This is a genomic window from Marinomonas vaga (genome assembly GCF_055388305.1).
Map to the genome: position 1 here is coordinate 1,649,232 of NZ_AP043903.1, position 16,003 is coordinate 1,665,234.

Genomic DNA, 16,003 nt, shown 5'->3' on the forward strand with positions numbered 1-16,003 from the left:
CTCAATTGTTACGGTTTTAATACTAGCAGGTAAATACCGGCTATAAACAGTGCTAGGCTCAAAATATCTGCCTGAGCTAAATGCTCTAAGGCAATGCTGTCCGTCGTTAGCCATGCCGCTCCCAAGGATAGAATACCAAGCAGTTTGAAGGGTTGGTTTTTACGGGAGCGTTTCAGTTCCTTATGCAATTGCTGAATCGCTTTAGTTTGCTCTTGCATGCGTTCTTCTTGCTTCGCAACATGAGTCATGGTCGAGAATACAAGGTTTGGTATCTGCGGCAAATGTGCAGCCCAATCAGGGGCTTGTTTTTTCACCTCTTCGAACAGGCGGCGAGGACCCACTTGCTCACTCATCCAGCGCTCTAGGAAGGGTTTAGCCGTTACCCACAGGTCTAGATCTGGGTAAAGCTGGCGACCTAGGCCTTCAATGTTAAGTAGAGTCTTTTCGAGTAATACAAGCTGTGGCTGTACTTCCATGTTGAAGCGTCGTGCCGTCTGAAATAACCCCAGTAGAACTTGCCCGAAAGAAATGTCCTTTAGTGGCTTGGCGAACATGGGTTCACAGACACTGCGAATGGCGGATTCGAACGCATGGACAGGCGTGCCTTTGGGGACCCAGCCACTTTCTACGTGCAGCTCTGCCACCATGCGGTAATCACGCTTAAAAAAGGCCAGTAGGTTGCGGGCGAGGTAATTTTTGTCGGCATCGTCTAGGCTACCCATGATGGCGCAGTCGATGGCGATGTACTTTGGACTTTCTGGGTTCGAAGCGTCCACAAAAATATTGCCAGGGTGCATATCAGCATGGAAGAAGCTGTGGGAAAACACCTGGGTGAAGAAGATCTCCACGCCTCGCTCCGCGAGCACCTTCATATTGACGTTTTTTGCGTTTAGAGCGGCAATATCTGCCACAGGAATCCCAGAAATTCGCTCCATGACCATGACGTTGCGACGGCTATAGTCCCAGTAAATCTGCGGCACATAGAGGAGTTCAGAATCGGTGAAGTTGCGCTGAAGTAAGCCTGTGTTCGCTGCTTCTTTGGCAAGGTCCAGTTCGTCTAAGATGGTGTATTCGTAATCTGTCACCACTTCAACTGGACGCAGTCGGCGGCCATCAGCACTGATCTTGGCGACAAAATGAGCCAAGGTGTAAAGCAGGCCAATGTCTTGGCGGATCGTACGCTCGATCTTAGGACGGATGACCTTTACGACCACCTCTTCACCGGTTTTTAGGCGTGCGGTATGTACTTGCGCAATGGACGCTGAAGCCAGAGGTGTTTTATCAAATTGATCGAAAATGTCATCAACCGAGGCCCCTAGGTCTTTCTCAATGATCTTGGTGGCCAGCTCGCCAGAAAAAGGGGGGACTCGGTCTTGGAGGCGTGCTAATTCGTCCGCCACATCATCGGGTAAGAGATCCCTTCGGGTAGACAGAATTTGCCCGAACTTCACAAAGATAGGGCCTAGTGATTCCAGTGCTAAACGCAGACGCTCCCCGCGATTTTTAAGGGCGCGTTCTCGCCCCACCATAAGGAACAAACCTAGGGTGTATTTAACATACCAAGGCAGCAACTGAAGTGGGATGAAAACGTCTAGGCGATAGCGCAGGACCGTTAGAAAGATTCGAATAGAACGAGTAGCGCTTTTCCACATGGCTAGAATTTAAATCCTTTGTGCAATGCGACGATTCCGCCTGTCATGTTTTGGTAAGACACACGTTCAAAGCCAACGTCTTCCATCATGCCTTTTAGGGTTTCTTGGTCCGGATGCATGCGGATCGATTCCGCTAAGTAACGGTAACTTTCTGCGTCGTTCGCAATGATCTTGCCCATGAATGGCAGTAAGCGGAAAGAGTATTGGTCGTAGGCTTGGCTCAAGCATTCTGACTCTGGTTTAGAGAATTCTAGCACCAGCAATCGACCACCGGGTTTAAGTACTCGCTGCATTGAGGCTAAGGCTTTGGATTTATCGGTGACGTTACGCAAGCCAAATGCAATGGTGATACAGTCAAAGGTGTTATCAGGGAAAGGAAGCTCTTCTGCGTTTGCTTGTACGCACTGAACGTTGCCTACAATTCCACGATTGGCCAACTTGTCACGACCCACTTTGAGCATGGAGTCATTGATGTCCGCCAAGATAACTTGCCCATCTTTACCTACCAAGCGAGAGAACTTCATGGTTAGGTCGCCAGTGCCGCCAGCGATATCTAGCACTTTGTGGCCTGCGCGAACGCCCGATTGGCTAATGGTATGGCGTTTCCAGAGGCGGTGTACGCCCCCGGACATGAGGTCATTCATGATGTCGTATTTGGCTGCTACGGAATGAAATACTTCCGCGACAGCATCAACTTTTTTGTCCGTCGGAATCTCTTTGAAACCGAAGTGGGTGGTGTTTTGATCGTCTTGCATAAAATCTGTTCCTGTACACCTAGTAGGGCGATGACACGGACGGTCATGTTTGAAATTGTCTAGTATTGTAACCGCGACTCATGCAGGGTTGCACGATAAAGCATGCTAATTATCTCGAATAACCCTATTTCGTCCATTTCCTTTGGCTTGATAAAGGTTTTTGTCAGCGCGAGAAAAGAGCTCTTCGTGACTTTCCTTTCCATTAAATAGGCTTAGACCAATGGACATAGTGATGGAAACGGGGTCGCCACTCATGTTGAAAGGCGTGGCTTCAATAGCAGTGCGGATCTTTTCACAGACGTCTTGAGCGTACTCTAGGTGTGTAGCCGGGAATAGGATGACGAATTCCTCACCGCCGTAACGAAACAGTAGATGCTCTTTACCCAAGGCATTTTGCATCTGACGGGGGACGAGTTTGAGAACACGGTCTCCGGCTAGATGCCCCCAAGTATCGTTGATGGATTTAAAGTGGTCGATATCGCAGATGGCCATGCAAAGGGGCTGTTGGTTTTTCACAGAAGACGTTAACAGCGGGAAAATAGCTTCTTGATAAGCACTGCGATTGGGGAGGCCTGTGAGTGCATCGGACATGGCTTGGGCGATTTTTTGCTGCATGTCGTTGCGTAAGTTGGAGGCGTCCTTTTCCATGCGATTGACTTTGCTTTTCAACATGGAGATGGATTGCGCGGCGCTTTTTTCTTGCTCCGCCATCTGTGCCTGATAGCGCTCCATGGTTTGAGATATGGTGCTCATTCGGCTATTAATCAAAGATTTTAGGGATTCGAGGTTGGTCGCATTTCTAACGTCTATGTGGGTGTCTTCGACGTGCTGTTGTAGCTCGTCATTGAAACTTTTGCGGTTATTACTGATATTTCGCTGAACTTTGTAGTTACTAACAATAGAGGCGTTAATGCTGGCCAATTGCTTGTTCAGCTGGCTTAAATAGCTAGTGAGGTCTTCTTGGGTTTTGCCCACTGCCACCATAATGAGGTTAATTACTTCATCCAGCAGGCCTGGTAGCTGGTTTAAGTCATTGTTGCCGGTTAGGGCCTGTTTAAGATCTAAAATTTGCTCTTCGTAGTTCTCGGGTAGGGCAATGTTTGTCAGCAAACCCGCTAGGGTGTGACTGACATGGGCCATGATTTCAGTGCCCGTCGTATTGGGATTAGGGGCTTTGCGTTGGCTGAATAGGCGCTTAATGAGAGATTGTTTGCGCTCTTCTCTTGGCGTGGCCAGAGTCTTTTGTACTAATGAAATGGTTTTGGTCAGCAGCTCGGGCCATTTGGTTATGGATTGCCAATGGCTACGGATGGCGGATTCAAGTTCTTTCTTATCAAACAGGGGAACCTGCCGATCAGGGTATTCATCCAAGGTGTCAATTAAATCCAGCAGTGCGCCACGAAACGCTTGGGCTCGAGCCAGCCTGTCTTCATCGAATTTAAGAACAAAAGGGTCGAGGGATTGAAGTGTTTTTTGGACGACCTTGGGGTCATTGGTCTTCGCAATATCCGTGCGAACAGACTGGAGGGCTATGTCCAGCTCTGGATCGTTTCCCTCAGCCAGTATGCTGGTTCGGGAAATGGCTTTTCGTAGTGCTTCTACTAGCTTATCCTGAGCTGGATCCATAGATGTATCCTAAGTTTTTATTTTGCTTGGCGCTCTTTTTCGATTAAAAAGTCGACCACTGAGTAAATGTTATTATTCCCGCCTGCTGTTGCTGCTGTCACTAGGTATTTACCATTTACTACAATTCCTGGTACGCCTCGTGCACCGTAACCACGGATTTTAGAATCCGCTTGTGACAGACGGCTATTCACAGCAAACGAATCATATTGCTTACGGAACTCGTCTTCAGACACGCCATATTGAGTGAAAAATTCCGCTAGGTCATCTTCGCTGTTTAGGCGTTTACGATCTTGGTGGATCGCATTAAACATGTCACTGTGAATCTTGTCTTCAATGCCTAATAGATCGGCAACGTGGAAAGCCTTGGCATGGGCTAGCCAGTTACGACCAAATACGGCTGGCAAGAATTTGAACTCCACATCTGCTGGAAGCTCTTTTTTCCAAGCTTGAGTGTAGGGTTCAAGAGCGTAACAGTGTGGGCATCCGTACCAAAAAATTTCTACCACTTCTATTTTGTCAAGGTTAGTCGTACGAACAGGTGTTTTGATGGTCGTATAGCCATTTCCATCACTGTAATCTTGTGCCCAAGCGCTTGCAAACGGCAACATAAAAACAAGGAATAATGCTGAGATCAGCTTTTTCATGAAGTGCTCCTAGAATAAGACATGTTAATAGCATCCAAGTGCTATGGATGGTATTAGGATGCTAGTTAAATCAAAAAGTTCGTTTATTCCAGCAAGTTTATTTGACTATGACAACATAAATCCCGTGATAAATTGGTTTTTATAAGCAGACTGTTTATTTAGGCACCTAGTATAGCCCCTGATTTTTAGATCGCCGTACTTAAAAGATCGACCGTGTCGAATAAGTTGCATGTTGATTTGGTTTCTAACTGATATAAGGCGATCTTTTCTGGCATAAAAGTGGTTCGTTTTCTGTTATGCTTACCACTATGAAAAGGGCACGGCCTGATGATGCAGTAAGTGAAAGAGGCTTGCATTATATACAACTGTGCAAACAGCGATAACGCTATACAATTCTCCATTGACTGATATCAATCTATGACGCCATTTGACTCAATTTTCCAATCAGCCTATTACATCAAAAGTGCTGAGAAACTCTCCCAATGTCCTTTAGATCAAGGGCTAGAGGTGGCATTTGCTGGGCGTTCTAATGCTGGTAAATCTACCGCATTGAATACCTTATCAGGGCAGCGCAAGCTTGCGCGTACGTCTAAAACGCCTGGGCGTACTCAGTTGATCAACAGCTTCGGCACCAACGTTGATGATCGTAGATTGGTTGACTTGCCGGGGTACGGTTTTGCCAAAGTGCCGGTTGCCATGAAGCAAAACTGGCAAGCCCATATGCAGGATTACCTGATGAATCGCCGCTCATTAGTGGGTGTGGTGTTGGTCATGGACATTCGCCATCCCCTTAAAGAGTTTGATGAAATGATGCTAGAGTGGGCGGCAGGCAACGGTGTGAAGGTTCACGCATTGCTCACTAAATCTGATAAGTTAAAACGTGGGCCAGCGAAATCCACCATGTTGAAGGTGAAGAAAGAAATGGCCGCCCGTGGCGTTGAAGCCTCTGCACAGATGTTTTCAGGCTTGAACGGCGAAGGGGTGGATGAGCTGCGCTTCAAATTAGCTGAATGGCTAGAACTTGAACGCCCAGACGAGATTCCAGTGAATCTTTAGTCGTTACTAAGATTTAAAAAGCTCGATGATGTGAATGACATCATCGGGCTTTTTCATTGGTGGCGGTGTTACTGTGGGCGCATGTATTGCTCAAGGAAGGTGTCGAAGTCGACCTCATCACTGGCTTCAATCTGAGCTTGTTCTTCGATAGACGTGGTCGCCCAGTCTTCAAATTTGGCAATCAAAGCGTCTGAAAGGGGTTGTGCTAACCAGCCTTGTTGCTGCTGTTTGCCTGCCTCTAGCATGGCCTCTTGGTAGCTGCCTTGTGTCTTGCATTGCTCAATCAGTTTGGCTGCCGGCAAAGTGTCTGGCTGAGTGAGTTTAGCTTGCTGCATAGCGACACTTTCAACATAAGCTTGGTTGCCTGTTTGCTTTGTTAGAAAATTAGCGATCTCTTGCATGTGTGCTAGGACTTCATTCGCCTTCTCGCGCAAGGCAACCGGGCCAAAACCAAACTCAAACTCTGCGTCCAACTCTCGTCCATGGGTAGCTATCTCTTGCTGAGCTTTACGTAAGTGCTGGCATTCTTCCATGCCCAGTTTCTCATCTCCATGAAGCATGCAGCACATTAAGAAAGTGTCTAAGAAATATAGGGTTTCTGGATTCATGCCAATCGGCGAGCTTGGATCCAAGTCCATGATGCGTACCTCAATGTACTCAACGCCTCGCTGTTGCAGGGCCGCACTGGGGTGTTCCCCGGATTGAGTGACGCGCTTAGGACGAATATCACTATAGTATTCGTTTTCGATTTGCAGAATGTTATGGCTAAGCTGCTTGTAGGTATCATCTACCTTGACCCCAAGGTTTTGGTAGGCCGGGTAAGGGGTACGCAAGGCACCTTTAATGGTATCTATATAAGTACTGACATCGTTGTAGCAAACAAACAAACCGTCTTGAGCTTTGTTTTGATAGCCAATGTTGCTCATGCGTAATGATGTGGCATTTTGTCCTGCCCAAGTTCGCTCTCCAAGTTCACTGAGCTTGTCCGGCTTAGCCGGTAGAAAGCTGGTGTCGATTGCGGGAGATGCACCAAATAGTAGGGACAGAATCCAAGATTTACGGCGGAAGTTACGAATCAGAGCAAAGTATTGTTCTGACTTGAATGCCTGCAATGCAGCGGAAGTCGAAATATCGACCTTGTGAAAATCCGCTAGGAAAACCCAAAAGTCATCGCTGAATGAGAAGTTATAATGCATGCCTGCAATGCATTGCATGATGCGGCCATAGCGATTGGATAAGCCTTCACGGTAAACACGCTTGAGCTTACCTGAGTTGGATTCCCCAAAGTAGGCGATAGGCACTTCAGCATTACTTTCCAGCGCGCAGGGCATGCTGCCTGGCCATAAACACTCATCCATATCGTCTAATACGCGGTTGGTGTAAGCGTGAATCTCGCTCAGTTCATCAATAACTCCTTCAACAGAGCTGTGCACACCGGTGATGAACTCCATCAGAGCTTCGGAATAATCCGTGGTAATGGACGGGTGCGTTAAAGCTGAGCCCAAAGCTTTAGGGTGCGCAGCCTGAGAGATACGGCCATCTTTGCGAGAAACGCGCAGGGCTTCACGCTCTACGCCTCGATGGAAAGTAATTGCGGACTGGCTGTCACGTGTTGCCATAAATTGGTCTAGTGTTGCCAGTGCATCCTGTAATTTGGTCAAGGATTGTTTTCCTAAAATAAAATGTAAAGATTAACCGGATTGTACTCGGCCTTTGTTTGTGGCGGCAAGAAAAGCACTAAACGCTTGCGCAAAGATTACAGAATTGGCCCTGTATGGCATCATAGGCCATGGAATAAAATGCTGATTTTACATTTAGGGCTGCTTCATGAAATTAAAACCAATTGTTCTCCTAGGTATGCTGGTCATCTTGGCAATAGTGGGAACTTTATTAGCCATGCAAAAAACGTCCAATTCCGGCGCGACCCCGGGTAAGCTTGGAGGTGATTTTACGTTACAAGATAATACGGGAACCGTGTCCTTAAGTGACTTCGACGGTAAGCTGAAGTTGTTGTTTTTTGGCTATACCCACTGTCCTGATGTGTGCCCACTGACCATGGCTAATGTGAAAGTGGCCCTAAAACAACTACCTGAGGATGTACGGGGGCAAGTACAAACGGTATTTGTCAGTGTGGATCCAGAACGTGACACCCCTGATCATCTTAATCAATACGTTAGTTTCTTTGACCCTAACTTTGTTGGCTTGACCGGTACGAAAGAGCAAATCGACCAAGTGGTTCGCCAATATGGTGCCTTTTACCGAATCGAAAAGGGCGATGATACGGAAGCTAACTACACCGTCAGCCACAGTGCTCGTGTTTACTTGATCGGCAAAGACAACGAGATCAAGCAATACCTCTACCACGATTCCAAGTCAGAAGAGATCGCTGAAGCGATTCAAAAGCAACTGGCGTCAAACTAACGGACCAGTTGTTTGATGTAAAAAGCAAAAACAAAAAAAGCGGCTCACATAGGGCCGCTTTTTTATTATGCGTGTGGCGTTTACAAACGCATTTCAATACCTGCGGCTTGCATGGTCTCTTTAGCTTCTTGAATGGAGTATTCGCCAAAGTGGAAAATGCTCGCAGCCAAGACAGCGTCAGCTTTGCCTTCAGTGACACCGTCAACCAAGTGCTGTAGGTTACCTACGCCGCCAGAGGCGATCACCGGCACGTGTACCGCTTCGCTGATGGCGCGAGTGACGCCAAGGTCAAAGCCATTTTTAGTGCCGTCTCTGTCCATGCTGGTTAGCAAGATCTCGCCAGCGCCGTAGTCCACCATTTTCTTCGCCCATTCGACGGCGTCTAGCCCGGTTGGTTTACGGCCACCATGGGTGAAAATTTCCCATTTGTCTGGTTCCCCTTCGGCACTGACTTTTTTCGCATCAATGGCAACAACGATGCACTGGGAGCCAAAACGCTCAGCGGCTTCGCGCACAAAGTCCGGATTAAATACCGCTGCAGTGTTGATCCCTACTTTGTCAGCACCAGCGTTTAACATACGACGGATGTCGTCACAGGTGCGGATGCCTCCACCGACTGTTAGGGGGATGAAAACCTCTGCAGCAATAGCTTCTACCATGTGAACCGTGGTTTCTCGGTCATCAGAGCTGGCGGTAATGTCTAAGAAGGTGATCTCGTCCGCACCTTGCTCGTTGTAGCGTTTTGCTACTTCAACTGGATCGCCCGCATCACGGATGTCGACGAACTGAACACCTTTTACAACGCGGCCATTGTCCACGTCTAGGCACGGAATAATACGTTTAGCTAATCCCATTTTACTTTCCTATGCAGTGGACTAAGGCTTGCCATCCCAATGGATGAAGTTTTTGTAAAGTTGCAAACCGTCTTTGTGGCTTTTCTCTGGGTGGAACTGTACGGCGAAGACGTTATCCCTTGCCAGTGCCACACAGAAGTCGTGGCCATAGTTGCAGGTTCCGGCGACTTCTTCTTGATGGCCAGCCACCACATAGAAGCTGTGAACAAAGTAGAAACGGGCGCCGTCTTCAATGTCTTGCCAAAGAGGGTGCTTGATGGTTTGTGTCACTTGGTTCCAGCCCATGTGCGGAACTTTGAGCTTAGTGCCATCCACATCTTTATGGTTTTCACCGAAGAACAGGGCATTGCCGTCGAAGTGGTTCAAACAGTCCACGCCGCCGTTTTCTTCGCTGTGTGCCATTAATGATTGAATGCCAACACAGATGGCAAGAAAAGGCTTTTCTGCCATGGCTTTGCGAATGGAAGGCACTAGGCCTTGCTTGTGCATTTCGCCAACGCAATCACGAATGGCGCCCACACCTGGTAACAAAACACGGTCAGCATTGTCGATCACAGCAGGGTCACTGGTGACTATGATTTGGGTGTTGTCATCCGCCACATGTTCAAGGGCTTTGGCAACAGAGTGTAGATTGCCCATGCCATAATCGATGACTGCAACAGTAGATTTTGCATTACTCATAAACGCTTGGTCCTATTACAAGGAGACTTGATTACAAACAGCCTTTTGTCGATGGCATTTGCCCTGCCATGCGCTCATCCACTTCCAGTGCCATACGAAGGGCACGGCCGAAGGCTTTGAAAATTGTTTCGGCTTGGTGGTGGGTGTTCTTACCGCGCAGGTTGTCTAAGTGTAAAGTTACCTTCGCATGATTGATAAAACCGTGGAAAAACTCTGAAAATAAATCGACATCAAAGCCGCCCACTGATGCTCGTGTGAAAGGTACGTGCATCTCAAGTCCAGGGCGACCAGAGAAGTCGATAACAACACGAGAAAGGGCTTCGTCTAGTGGCACATAGGCGTGGCCGTAACGGCGAATACCTTTCTTGTCGCCTACGGCTTTTTCGAACGCTTGCCCTAAGGTAATCCCTAAGTCTTCAACCGTGTGATGCGCGTCTATGTGTAAGTCGCCAACCGCATGAATATCAAGGTCTATCAAGCCATGGCGGGCGACTTGATCTAGCATGTGGTCAAGAAAAGGAACACCAGTTTCGCAGTTAAATTTGCCTGTGCCATCTAGGTTCACAGTTACTTTAATTTGCGTCTCAAGCGTGTTGCGCTCAACAGTTGCAATCCGGTTGGACATGGAAGGGACTCTCCGCTTTTTTGAATCAGGCTTTCACCCAGAAAAATAGAATTTGAACGTTATTATAAAGCGTGGCGCGCTTCGCTTCTATGGTTTTCCGTGCAGTTTACATGGATCGAAAAAAACCATAGAGGTGCTATCATGGGACGAAGGTCAAACACACTTCTTTTGAAAGGTTGGAATGGATATGGTTTGGGTAAAACGCTTAGGAATGCTTTTAGCAGCGTTAATTGTTTTGTTGGCTCTCGCAGTAGCGTACGTAGTTATGTTTGTGGATCCTAATCAGTTCAAAGGTGAGCTACAGCAAGTTGCTAAAGAAAAAGCGAACGTGACCCTGCGCATGGATGGCGACATCAGCTGGTCATTCTTCCCAAGGTTTGGCTTGAGTTTAGAAGATATAGGTTTGGCCCTAGGCTCTGAACCTGAGTTGTTGAGCTTTTCCAAAGCGGAGTTTGGTGTGGCGGTTATGCCCTTATTTCAGCGTCGTATCGAAGTAGACAATGTGCGCTTGGAGGACCTCAAGGCCGATTTACGTGTCGATGAGCAAGGTCAGGCAAACTGGCAGGTAGAAGCCTCTGGGGCACCGGCTGGTGAGGCACCAGCCTCCACATCGAATGACACGGCTACTGGCAGTACTGACACTGAGTCAGGAGAGACGGAGTCTGGTTTTACCCTTCCTGAGATCGCATTGGATGAATTGTCCATTGTGAACGCCCAAATTAATTACCAAGACGCCAGTGCCAACATGAAAGCCAATATGGTCTCGAATGTCACCTTTACGGATGTGAGACTCGACCAGGCTTGGCCCATGCGTATGGATGCCACTATTACTCAATCTGCGCTGGATGGCTCCAATCCTTTGACGGCTGAAATAGACTTCGGTGCTAACTTTACCTTGTTTGCCGAGCGCCAAGCGGTTTCCTTCGAAAACATTGCCCTGAATAGCAAGATCACAGGCGATAGCCTGCCAGTGTCACCTTTGGACAGTCGCCTGAATATTTCTCAGTTGGACTTTGATATCCCCCAAGAAAACGCCGTCATCGATGGGTTGGCATTGCAGACACTTGGCATGAACCTAACCGCACAGGTGCGAGCTTTCCAAGTATTGTCCGACCCCGAGTTTTCCATTGTGACGGATATTGCTGAGTTCTCACCCAAAGAAGTGCTGAACAAATTGGATATTGCTTTACCGGAAATAGCTGATGACAGTGTGCTGCAGTCAGCTTCTTTGAGTGTGGCAGCACAGGGCTCCTTGGAGCGCATCACTGCCCAGCCTATTTCCATTAAGCTAGATGAAACAACCCTTGAGGCCAATGCACTCGTGAATCTTGCGCCTTTAAGTTGGGACATTACCTTGGCGGGGGCGAATCTGGATCTAGATCGCTATTTGCCACCACCAGTGGAAGAAGAGGAAGTGGCTGCGACGCCTACCTCAGAAGAGCAAGCAGCTGAGGCCGTTGGAGATTTGATTCCAGTGGAACTTGTGAGGTCTCTAAATGGCCATCTTGGCCTAGCGTTTGATACCTTAAAAGTGAAAAACCTAAACATCGATCGTATAGAGCTTGATTCCACACAAGCCAATGGCAAAGTTTCCATCGCACCCGCACAAGTAAACTTGTACGACGGCTCGGCGGCAGTTAATGCTGAGCTAGATGCCACAGGAGCGACGCCTAAGATCAAGGTATCTCCAAAGATAGATGGCGTGCAAATACAGCCTTTATTACAGGACTTTATGGACCTTGATAAGATTGCCGGTGCTACTTATCTGAATGGTGATATCACGACCTCTGGCAACCAAGTGGACGCTTTTATGGCAAACCTAAATGGCGACTTGCTGGTGACCATCGAAAAAGGCGCTCTAGTCGGGATGAATCTAACGAAGAGTGTTTGTGAGGGCATCGCTGCCTCTCGCTCTCGCCAGCTAAACGCCAGTGCCTACAGCAATGATACTCCATTTGAAACTATGAAGTTTCCTGCCAAAATCGTTAACGGTAAGGTGTCGACCCCAGGTTTAAAAATCTCAGCAGCGGGGTTGAGTGTTACCGGTGATGGCGTTGTTTCCTTACCTGATAGCAGCTTGGACTACCGCACCAACGTAGCCGTCTCAGGAAGCCAACTTGATGAAAGTTGTGCGGTTAAGGACTATGTTTCTAATCTTGCTTTCCCGATTGTTTGTAAAGGCAAATTCTCAGATGATCCGGCAGGCTTATGTCGACCTGACTTAGGGGGATTTGCTAACATCTTTGCAGACATGGCTAAGGCGGAGTTGAATACTAAACTAGCCGAAGAAAAGGCCCGTGCTGCCGCCAAATTAGCGGAAGAAAAAGCGCGTGTTGAAGCCAAAATTGAAGCAGAAAAAGCACGTCTAAAAGCTGAGCTGGAAGCCAAAAAAGAGGCTGAAGAAGAAGCCTTAAAAGAGAAGCTAAAGGGCAAGCTCAAAGACCTGTTTTAGTAACCATATAGACGACCTTAATGACCCCAAAAGAACACTTCGCGTCCCGTGTGCTGGCTTGGTTTGACCAGCACGGGCGCAAGCACCTTCCCTGGCAACAGAACAAAACCCCTTACCGAGTGTGGATCTCTGAAATCATGCTGCAGCAAACTCAGGTAATGACGGTGATCCCTTATTACGAACGCTTTATGGCGCGTTTTCCCGATGTGTTTGCCTTAGCTGATGCTCCCCAAGATGATGTCTTGGCCCACTGGAGCGGCTTGGGCTACTACGCTCGCGCACGTAACATGCACAAGGCGGCACAGGTGTTGGTGAATGACTGGAATGGGGAGTTTCCGGCAAGCCAAGAGGGCGTGTGTGAGCTACCCGGTATTGGTCGCTCCACCGCTGCTGCGATTTTATCCATTTCTCGTGGCGAGCCATTGGCCATATTAGATGGTAACGTAAAGCGAGTATTGGGGCGCTTTCATGCAGTGCCTACTTGGCCCGGTGAACGTAAAACCGAAGCGGCAATGTGGCAGTTGGCAGAAAGCTACACGCCTACGGATAGAGCAGGGGACTACACCCAAGCCATGATGGATCTAGGAGCAACCCTCTGTACCCGTTCCAAGCCTAGTTGCGAACGTTGCCCTGTGCAGGATGATTGTGACGCCTTAGCCTCAGGGGCCCCCACAGACTTCCCCAAGTCAAAGCCCAAGAAACCAGCCAAACCGGTGCGAGCCACACAAATGCTTGTGCTATTAGACACGCATCAGGAGACGCCACAGGTATTGCTGGAGAAGCGTCCTGCCACTGGGATTTGGGGCGGATTATGGAGCTTACCTGAGTTATCTCTTGAAGATGACCTAGTGCAACTGACCGAGCAACGTTTACCGGTTCAGGTGCAGTCCGTCACAAGCTTGTCATCTTTCCGTCATACCTTTAGTCATTACCATTTAGACATTGTGCCCTATCAACTGGACGTGAAGGCGACACAAGCGGTGAGTGAAGAGCAAAAGTATCAATGGTTCTCCTTAGAGCACGCCTATGAGCTTGGTTTGCCCGCCCCAGTGCGTACTATTTTAGAAAGTGCCCAGGGTCAAAGTGGTACCCAAACCCTATTGGAACTCTAACCTGCCAATTTGAGAGCGCAATGATTTGGACTCTATTTAAAACATTCTTTTTATTAGGCTGTACAAGTTTCGGAGGCCCCGCAGCGCACCTGGGGTATTTTCGGCAGCATTTTGTGGAACGCTTAAAGTGGGTGGATGAAGCCCAATATGCCCAATGGATTGCCATAAGCCAAGTGATGCCTGGACCTGGTTCGAGTCAAGTGGGCTTTGCCATTGGTCATCACCAAGCCGGTATAATGGGAGGGGTGGCGGCATTTGTTGGTTTCACCTTGCCATCTGTGATCTTGATGTGCCTGTTTGCCATGTTTGGGGCGCTGTTTGTTGAGGCCCAGTGGTTTGGCAACGTGGTGTCAGCCCTGAAGTTGATGGCTGTTGTGATCGTGGCGGATGCCGCAATAGGCATGTACCGTTCATTCTGCACCTCATGGCCGCTAAAAATAGCAGCCTTGTTTGGTGGTGCCTTTGTGTTGGTTTGGCCGTTTGGCTTGGCTGGCCTGTATCTTGTTTTGGCCGCCGTGTTGCTCGGTGCGTTATTACCGTCTTCCCAAAGAGCACCATTAGAGGCTCAGACCGCGACCTCTTTAAAACCTGCAAACCTGTTATTGCTCTTGTTTTTTGCTTTGTTGGGGCTCAGCACATTGGTTAAAGATAATGGTGTATTGGGAATGATGGCGGAGTTCTACCAGTCAGGCAGTTTTGTCTTTGGTGGTGGTCATGTGGTGTTGCCACTCATTAATGAGTTTGTCTCCAGTGATGTGTCTACCTCCCAAGTATTAACGGGCTACGCGGCAGCCCAAGCCGTGCCCGGCCCCATGTTTACCATTGCCACGTATTTAGGTGCGATCTCTGCGCCAGCAGGTCAAAGTATCCTTTGGGCACTTACGGCGACTTTGGCCATCTTTTTGCCAGGGCTTTTGTTGATGTTAGTAGGGCAATCCTACTGGCGGTTCTTTTCCCGCTACCCCCGAGCCCTGAATGCCATTAAGTATGTTAACGCAGCGGTAGTGGGGTTATTGGTGGCAACCTTGGTGTTTCCCATTATCCCTGCCAGTGTGACGGCCTATTGGCAAATACCAGTGGTGGGAGTTGCTTTTGTTTGGCTGCAGCGTTTTAAACCGGCCATATGGCAAGTGATTTCGGTGTTCTTGGTGGGGGCTATTACAGCATCTCTTGTTTAATTGGGTTTCGGTAACGCTTGAAGAATCACAAATCATCGCCATAAACAATGAATCATGATGTTTAGCGAAAGAGGCTCACATGCCGAATACAGTATTTTGTAAAAAGTTTCAGAAAGAAATGGAAGGTCTAGAACGGGCTCCTCTACCTGGTGCAAAAGGCCAAGAAATATTGGCCAATGTATCAAAACAGGCTTGGTTAGAGTGGCAAGCACTTCAAACCATGATTATTAATGAAAAGCATCTCAACCTGATGCAGCCTGATACCCGTAAATATCTAATGGAGCAGATGGATAAGTTTTTTAATAACGAGCCAACGGATCGATTACAAGGGTATGTGGATCCAAATGATATCCAAGAGCTTTAAATCTCTCTGAGTTTAAAAAACAAAAAAGCCCTGCTGGGAAAGCAGGGCTTTTTTATGTTTTAACGAGGGTGTTATTGGGTCACAAAGCTAGAAAATAAAACGTCCACCACAGGCTCTGTGCCGGTTTCGTCTTTCAGCGCGTTATTGACGGCGACTTTAGCCTCTTCTCGAGTTTGTTCTCGAGCAATCGCTCCTGTGACTTGTTCTTTGGTGCGGGAGCTTAGGAACATTACTATAGCGTCTCGTACTAACGGCATGTTGGCTAGAATGGCGCCTTCTCGGGCGGTATCAGATCGCAAGCTAATCTTGGTTTTGATGTAAGACAGGCGAGATCCTGTTGCCGCGTAATTTACGATGAAGTCAGGGGTGAGCTCAATATAAGTAGGCGCTGCAATCGCTGGTTCATCTTCTGCCAAGGCAGGTGTTAGGGCACTTGCAATAATAACCATTAAAGCAGCGAAAAAATGCTTTTTCCCTAATAGCAAATCGAACGTCATGTTTACTCTCTCGAAATCGTATCGTTACTCGGTATACTACCTGTCATTGCAAACAGTTGTCAGTAGTGTATCGCACTTTATGTGGT

At 48.0% G+C, this 16,003-nt stretch carries 15 protein-coding genes; 6 read left to right on the forward strand and 9 right to left on the reverse strand.

What is annotated here, in order from left to right:
• Positions 1-8: 8 nt before the first annotated feature.
• From ubiB to ACZ5DR_RS07670, 4 genes are all read right to left on the reverse strand, one after another.
• On the reverse strand, positions 9-1,652 hold the full coding sequence (gene ubiB, locus ACZ5DR_RS07655) for a ubiquinone biosynthesis regulatory protein kinase UbiB (RefSeq protein ID WP_377366502.1): 1,644 nt from the start codon (positions 1,650-1,652) through the stop codon (positions 9-11).
• 2 nt (positions 1,653-1,654) lie between these two features.
• Positions 1,655-2,407 (reverse strand): bifunctional demethylmenaquinone methyltransferase/2-methoxy-6-polyprenyl-1,4-benzoquinol methylase UbiE, encoded by a 753-nt coding sequence (gene ubiE, locus ACZ5DR_RS07660; RefSeq protein ID WP_377366501.1) that lies wholly within the window; start codon positions 2,405-2,407, stop codon positions 1,655-1,657.
• A 105-nt stretch (positions 2,408-2,512) separates the two neighbouring features.
• Complete coding sequence (locus ACZ5DR_RS07665) at positions 2,513-4,033, reverse strand: GGDEF domain-containing protein (RefSeq protein WP_377366500.1); 1,521 nt, start codon at positions 4,031-4,033, stop codon at positions 2,513-2,515.
• Positions 4,034-4,050: 17 nt separating this feature from the next.
• A complete protein-coding gene (locus ACZ5DR_RS07670) occupies positions 4,051-4,677 on the reverse strand; it encodes a thiol:disulfide interchange protein DsbA/DsbL (protein ID WP_377366499.1) in 627 nt (208 codons plus the stop codon).
• Positions 4,678-5,094: 417 nt separating this feature from the next.
• Here ACZ5DR_RS07670 and yihA point away from each other — a divergent pair, with 417 nt between their 5' ends.
• Complete coding sequence (yihA, locus tag ACZ5DR_RS07675; protein WP_377366498.1) at positions 5,095-5,733, forward strand: ribosome biogenesis GTP-binding protein YihA/YsxC; 639 nt, start codon at positions 5,095-5,097, stop codon at positions 5,731-5,733.
• Between the two features lie 68 nt (positions 5,734-5,801).
• Here yihA and gshA read toward each other — a convergent pair whose 3' ends face one another.
• A complete protein-coding gene (gshA, locus tag ACZ5DR_RS07680) occupies positions 5,802-7,394 on the reverse strand; it encodes a glutamate--cysteine ligase (protein WP_377366497.1) in 1,593 nt (530 codons plus the stop codon).
• A gap of 166 nt (positions 7,395-7,560) precedes the next feature.
• Between gshA and ACZ5DR_RS07685 the strand changes: the two genes are divergently transcribed.
• A complete protein-coding gene (locus ACZ5DR_RS07685; protein ID WP_377366496.1) occupies positions 7,561-8,154 on the forward strand; it encodes an SCO family protein in 594 nt (197 codons plus the stop codon).
• A gap of 80 nt (positions 8,155-8,234) precedes the next feature.
• Here the strand turns inward: ACZ5DR_RS07685 and hisF are convergent, their stop codons facing one another.
• From hisF to hisB, 3 genes are read right to left on the reverse strand one after another with little or no spacing between them, the layout of a single operon-like run.
• Positions 8,235-9,008, reverse strand: coding sequence for an imidazole glycerol phosphate synthase subunit HisF (hisF, locus tag ACZ5DR_RS07690; RefSeq protein ID WP_377366495.1), 774 nt, complete (start codon positions 9,006-9,008; stop codon positions 8,235-8,237).
• Positions 9,009-9,029: 21 nt separating this feature from the next.
• Positions 9,030-9,689, reverse strand: a complete 660-nt coding sequence (gene hisH, locus ACZ5DR_RS07695) for an imidazole glycerol phosphate synthase subunit HisH (RefSeq protein ID WP_377366494.1) — start codon at positions 9,687-9,689, stop codon at positions 9,030-9,032.
• A gap of 31 nt (positions 9,690-9,720) precedes the next feature.
• Entirely contained in the window at positions 9,721-10,314 is a 594-nt protein-coding gene (gene hisB, locus ACZ5DR_RS07700) for an imidazoleglycerol-phosphate dehydratase HisB (RefSeq protein WP_377366493.1), read from the reverse strand.
• 187 nt (positions 10,315-10,501) lie between these two features.
• Here hisB and ACZ5DR_RS07705 point away from each other — a divergent pair, with 187 nt between their 5' ends.
• From ACZ5DR_RS07705 to ACZ5DR_RS07720, 4 genes are all read left to right on the forward strand, one after another.
• Complete coding sequence (locus tag ACZ5DR_RS07705; RefSeq protein ID WP_377366492.1) at positions 10,502-12,766, forward strand: AsmA family protein; 2,265 nt, start codon at positions 10,502-10,504, stop codon at positions 12,764-12,766.
• Between the two features lie 20 nt (positions 12,767-12,786).
• A complete protein-coding gene (mutY, locus tag ACZ5DR_RS07710) occupies positions 12,787-13,878 on the forward strand; it encodes an A/G-specific adenine glycosylase (protein WP_377366491.1) in 1,092 nt (363 codons plus the stop codon).
• A 20-nt stretch (positions 13,879-13,898) separates the two neighbouring features.
• Positions 13,899-15,056, forward strand: a complete 1,158-nt coding sequence (gene chrA, locus ACZ5DR_RS07715) for a chromate efflux transporter (RefSeq protein WP_377366490.1) — start codon at positions 13,899-13,901, stop codon at positions 15,054-15,056.
• A gap of 79 nt (positions 15,057-15,135) precedes the next feature.
• Entirely contained in the window at positions 15,136-15,420 is a 285-nt protein-coding gene (locus ACZ5DR_RS07720) for an oxidative damage protection protein (RefSeq protein WP_377366489.1), read from the forward strand.
• A gap of 71 nt (positions 15,421-15,491) precedes the next feature.
• Here the strand turns inward: ACZ5DR_RS07720 and ACZ5DR_RS07725 are convergent, their stop codons facing one another.
• Positions 15,492-15,917 carry a flagellar basal body-associated FliL family protein gene (locus ACZ5DR_RS07725; protein WP_377366488.1) on the reverse strand — a complete coding sequence of 142 codons (426 nt, stop codon included), beginning with the start codon at positions 15,915-15,917 and terminating at the stop codon, positions 15,492-15,494.
• Positions 15,918-16,003: the final 86 nt, after the last annotated feature.

Excerpts from the sequence above, each read along its gene's own strand:
- yihA (WP_377366498.1), top strand. The coding sequence starts at position 5,095 with ATGACGCCATTTGACTCAATTTTCCAATCAGCCTATTACATCAAAAGT.
- ACZ5DR_RS07665 (WP_377366500.1), bottom strand. The coding sequence starts at position 4,033 with ATGGATCCAGCTCAGGATAAGCTAGTAGAAGCACTACGAAAAGCCATT.
- chrA (WP_377366490.1), top strand. The coding sequence starts at position 13,899 with ATGATTTGGACTCTATTTAAAACATTCTTTTTATTAGGCTGTACAAGT.
- hisF (WP_377366495.1), bottom strand. The coding sequence starts at position 9,008 with ATGGGATTAGCTAAACGTATTATTCCGTGCCTAGACGTGGACAATGGC.
- ubiB (WP_377366502.1), bottom strand. The coding sequence starts at position 1,652 with ATGTGGAAAAGCGCTACTCGTTCTATTCGAATCTTTCTAACGGTCCTG.
- mutY (WP_377366491.1), top strand. The coding sequence starts at position 12,787 with ATGACCCCAAAAGAACACTTCGCGTCCCGTGTGCTGGCTTGGTTTGAC.
- ubiE (WP_377366501.1), bottom strand. The coding sequence starts at position 2,407 with ATGCAAGACGATCAAAACACCACCCACTTCGGTTTCAAAGAGATTCCG.
- hisB (WP_377366493.1), bottom strand. The coding sequence starts at position 10,314 with ATGTCCAACCGGATTGCAACTGTTGAGCGCAACACGCTTGAGACGCAA.
- ACZ5DR_RS07685 (WP_377366496.1), top strand. The coding sequence starts at position 7,561 with ATGAAATTAAAACCAATTGTTCTCCTAGGTATGCTGGTCATCTTGGCA.
- ACZ5DR_RS07720 (WP_377366489.1), top strand. The coding sequence starts at position 15,136 with ATGCCGAATACAGTATTTTGTAAAAAGTTTCAGAAAGAAATGGAAGGT.
- hisH (WP_377366494.1), bottom strand. The coding sequence starts at position 9,689 with ATGAGTAATGCAAAATCTACTGTTGCAGTCATCGATTATGGCATGGGC.
- ACZ5DR_RS07670 (WP_377366499.1), bottom strand. The coding sequence starts at position 4,677 with ATGAAAAAGCTGATCTCAGCATTATTCCTTGTTTTTATGTTGCCGTTT.
- ACZ5DR_RS07705 (WP_377366492.1), top strand. The coding sequence starts at position 10,502 with ATGGTTTGGGTAAAACGCTTAGGAATGCTTTTAGCAGCGTTAATTGTT.
- ACZ5DR_RS07725 (WP_377366488.1), bottom strand. The coding sequence starts at position 15,917 with ATGACGTTCGATTTGCTATTAGGGAAAAAGCATTTTTTCGCTGCTTTA.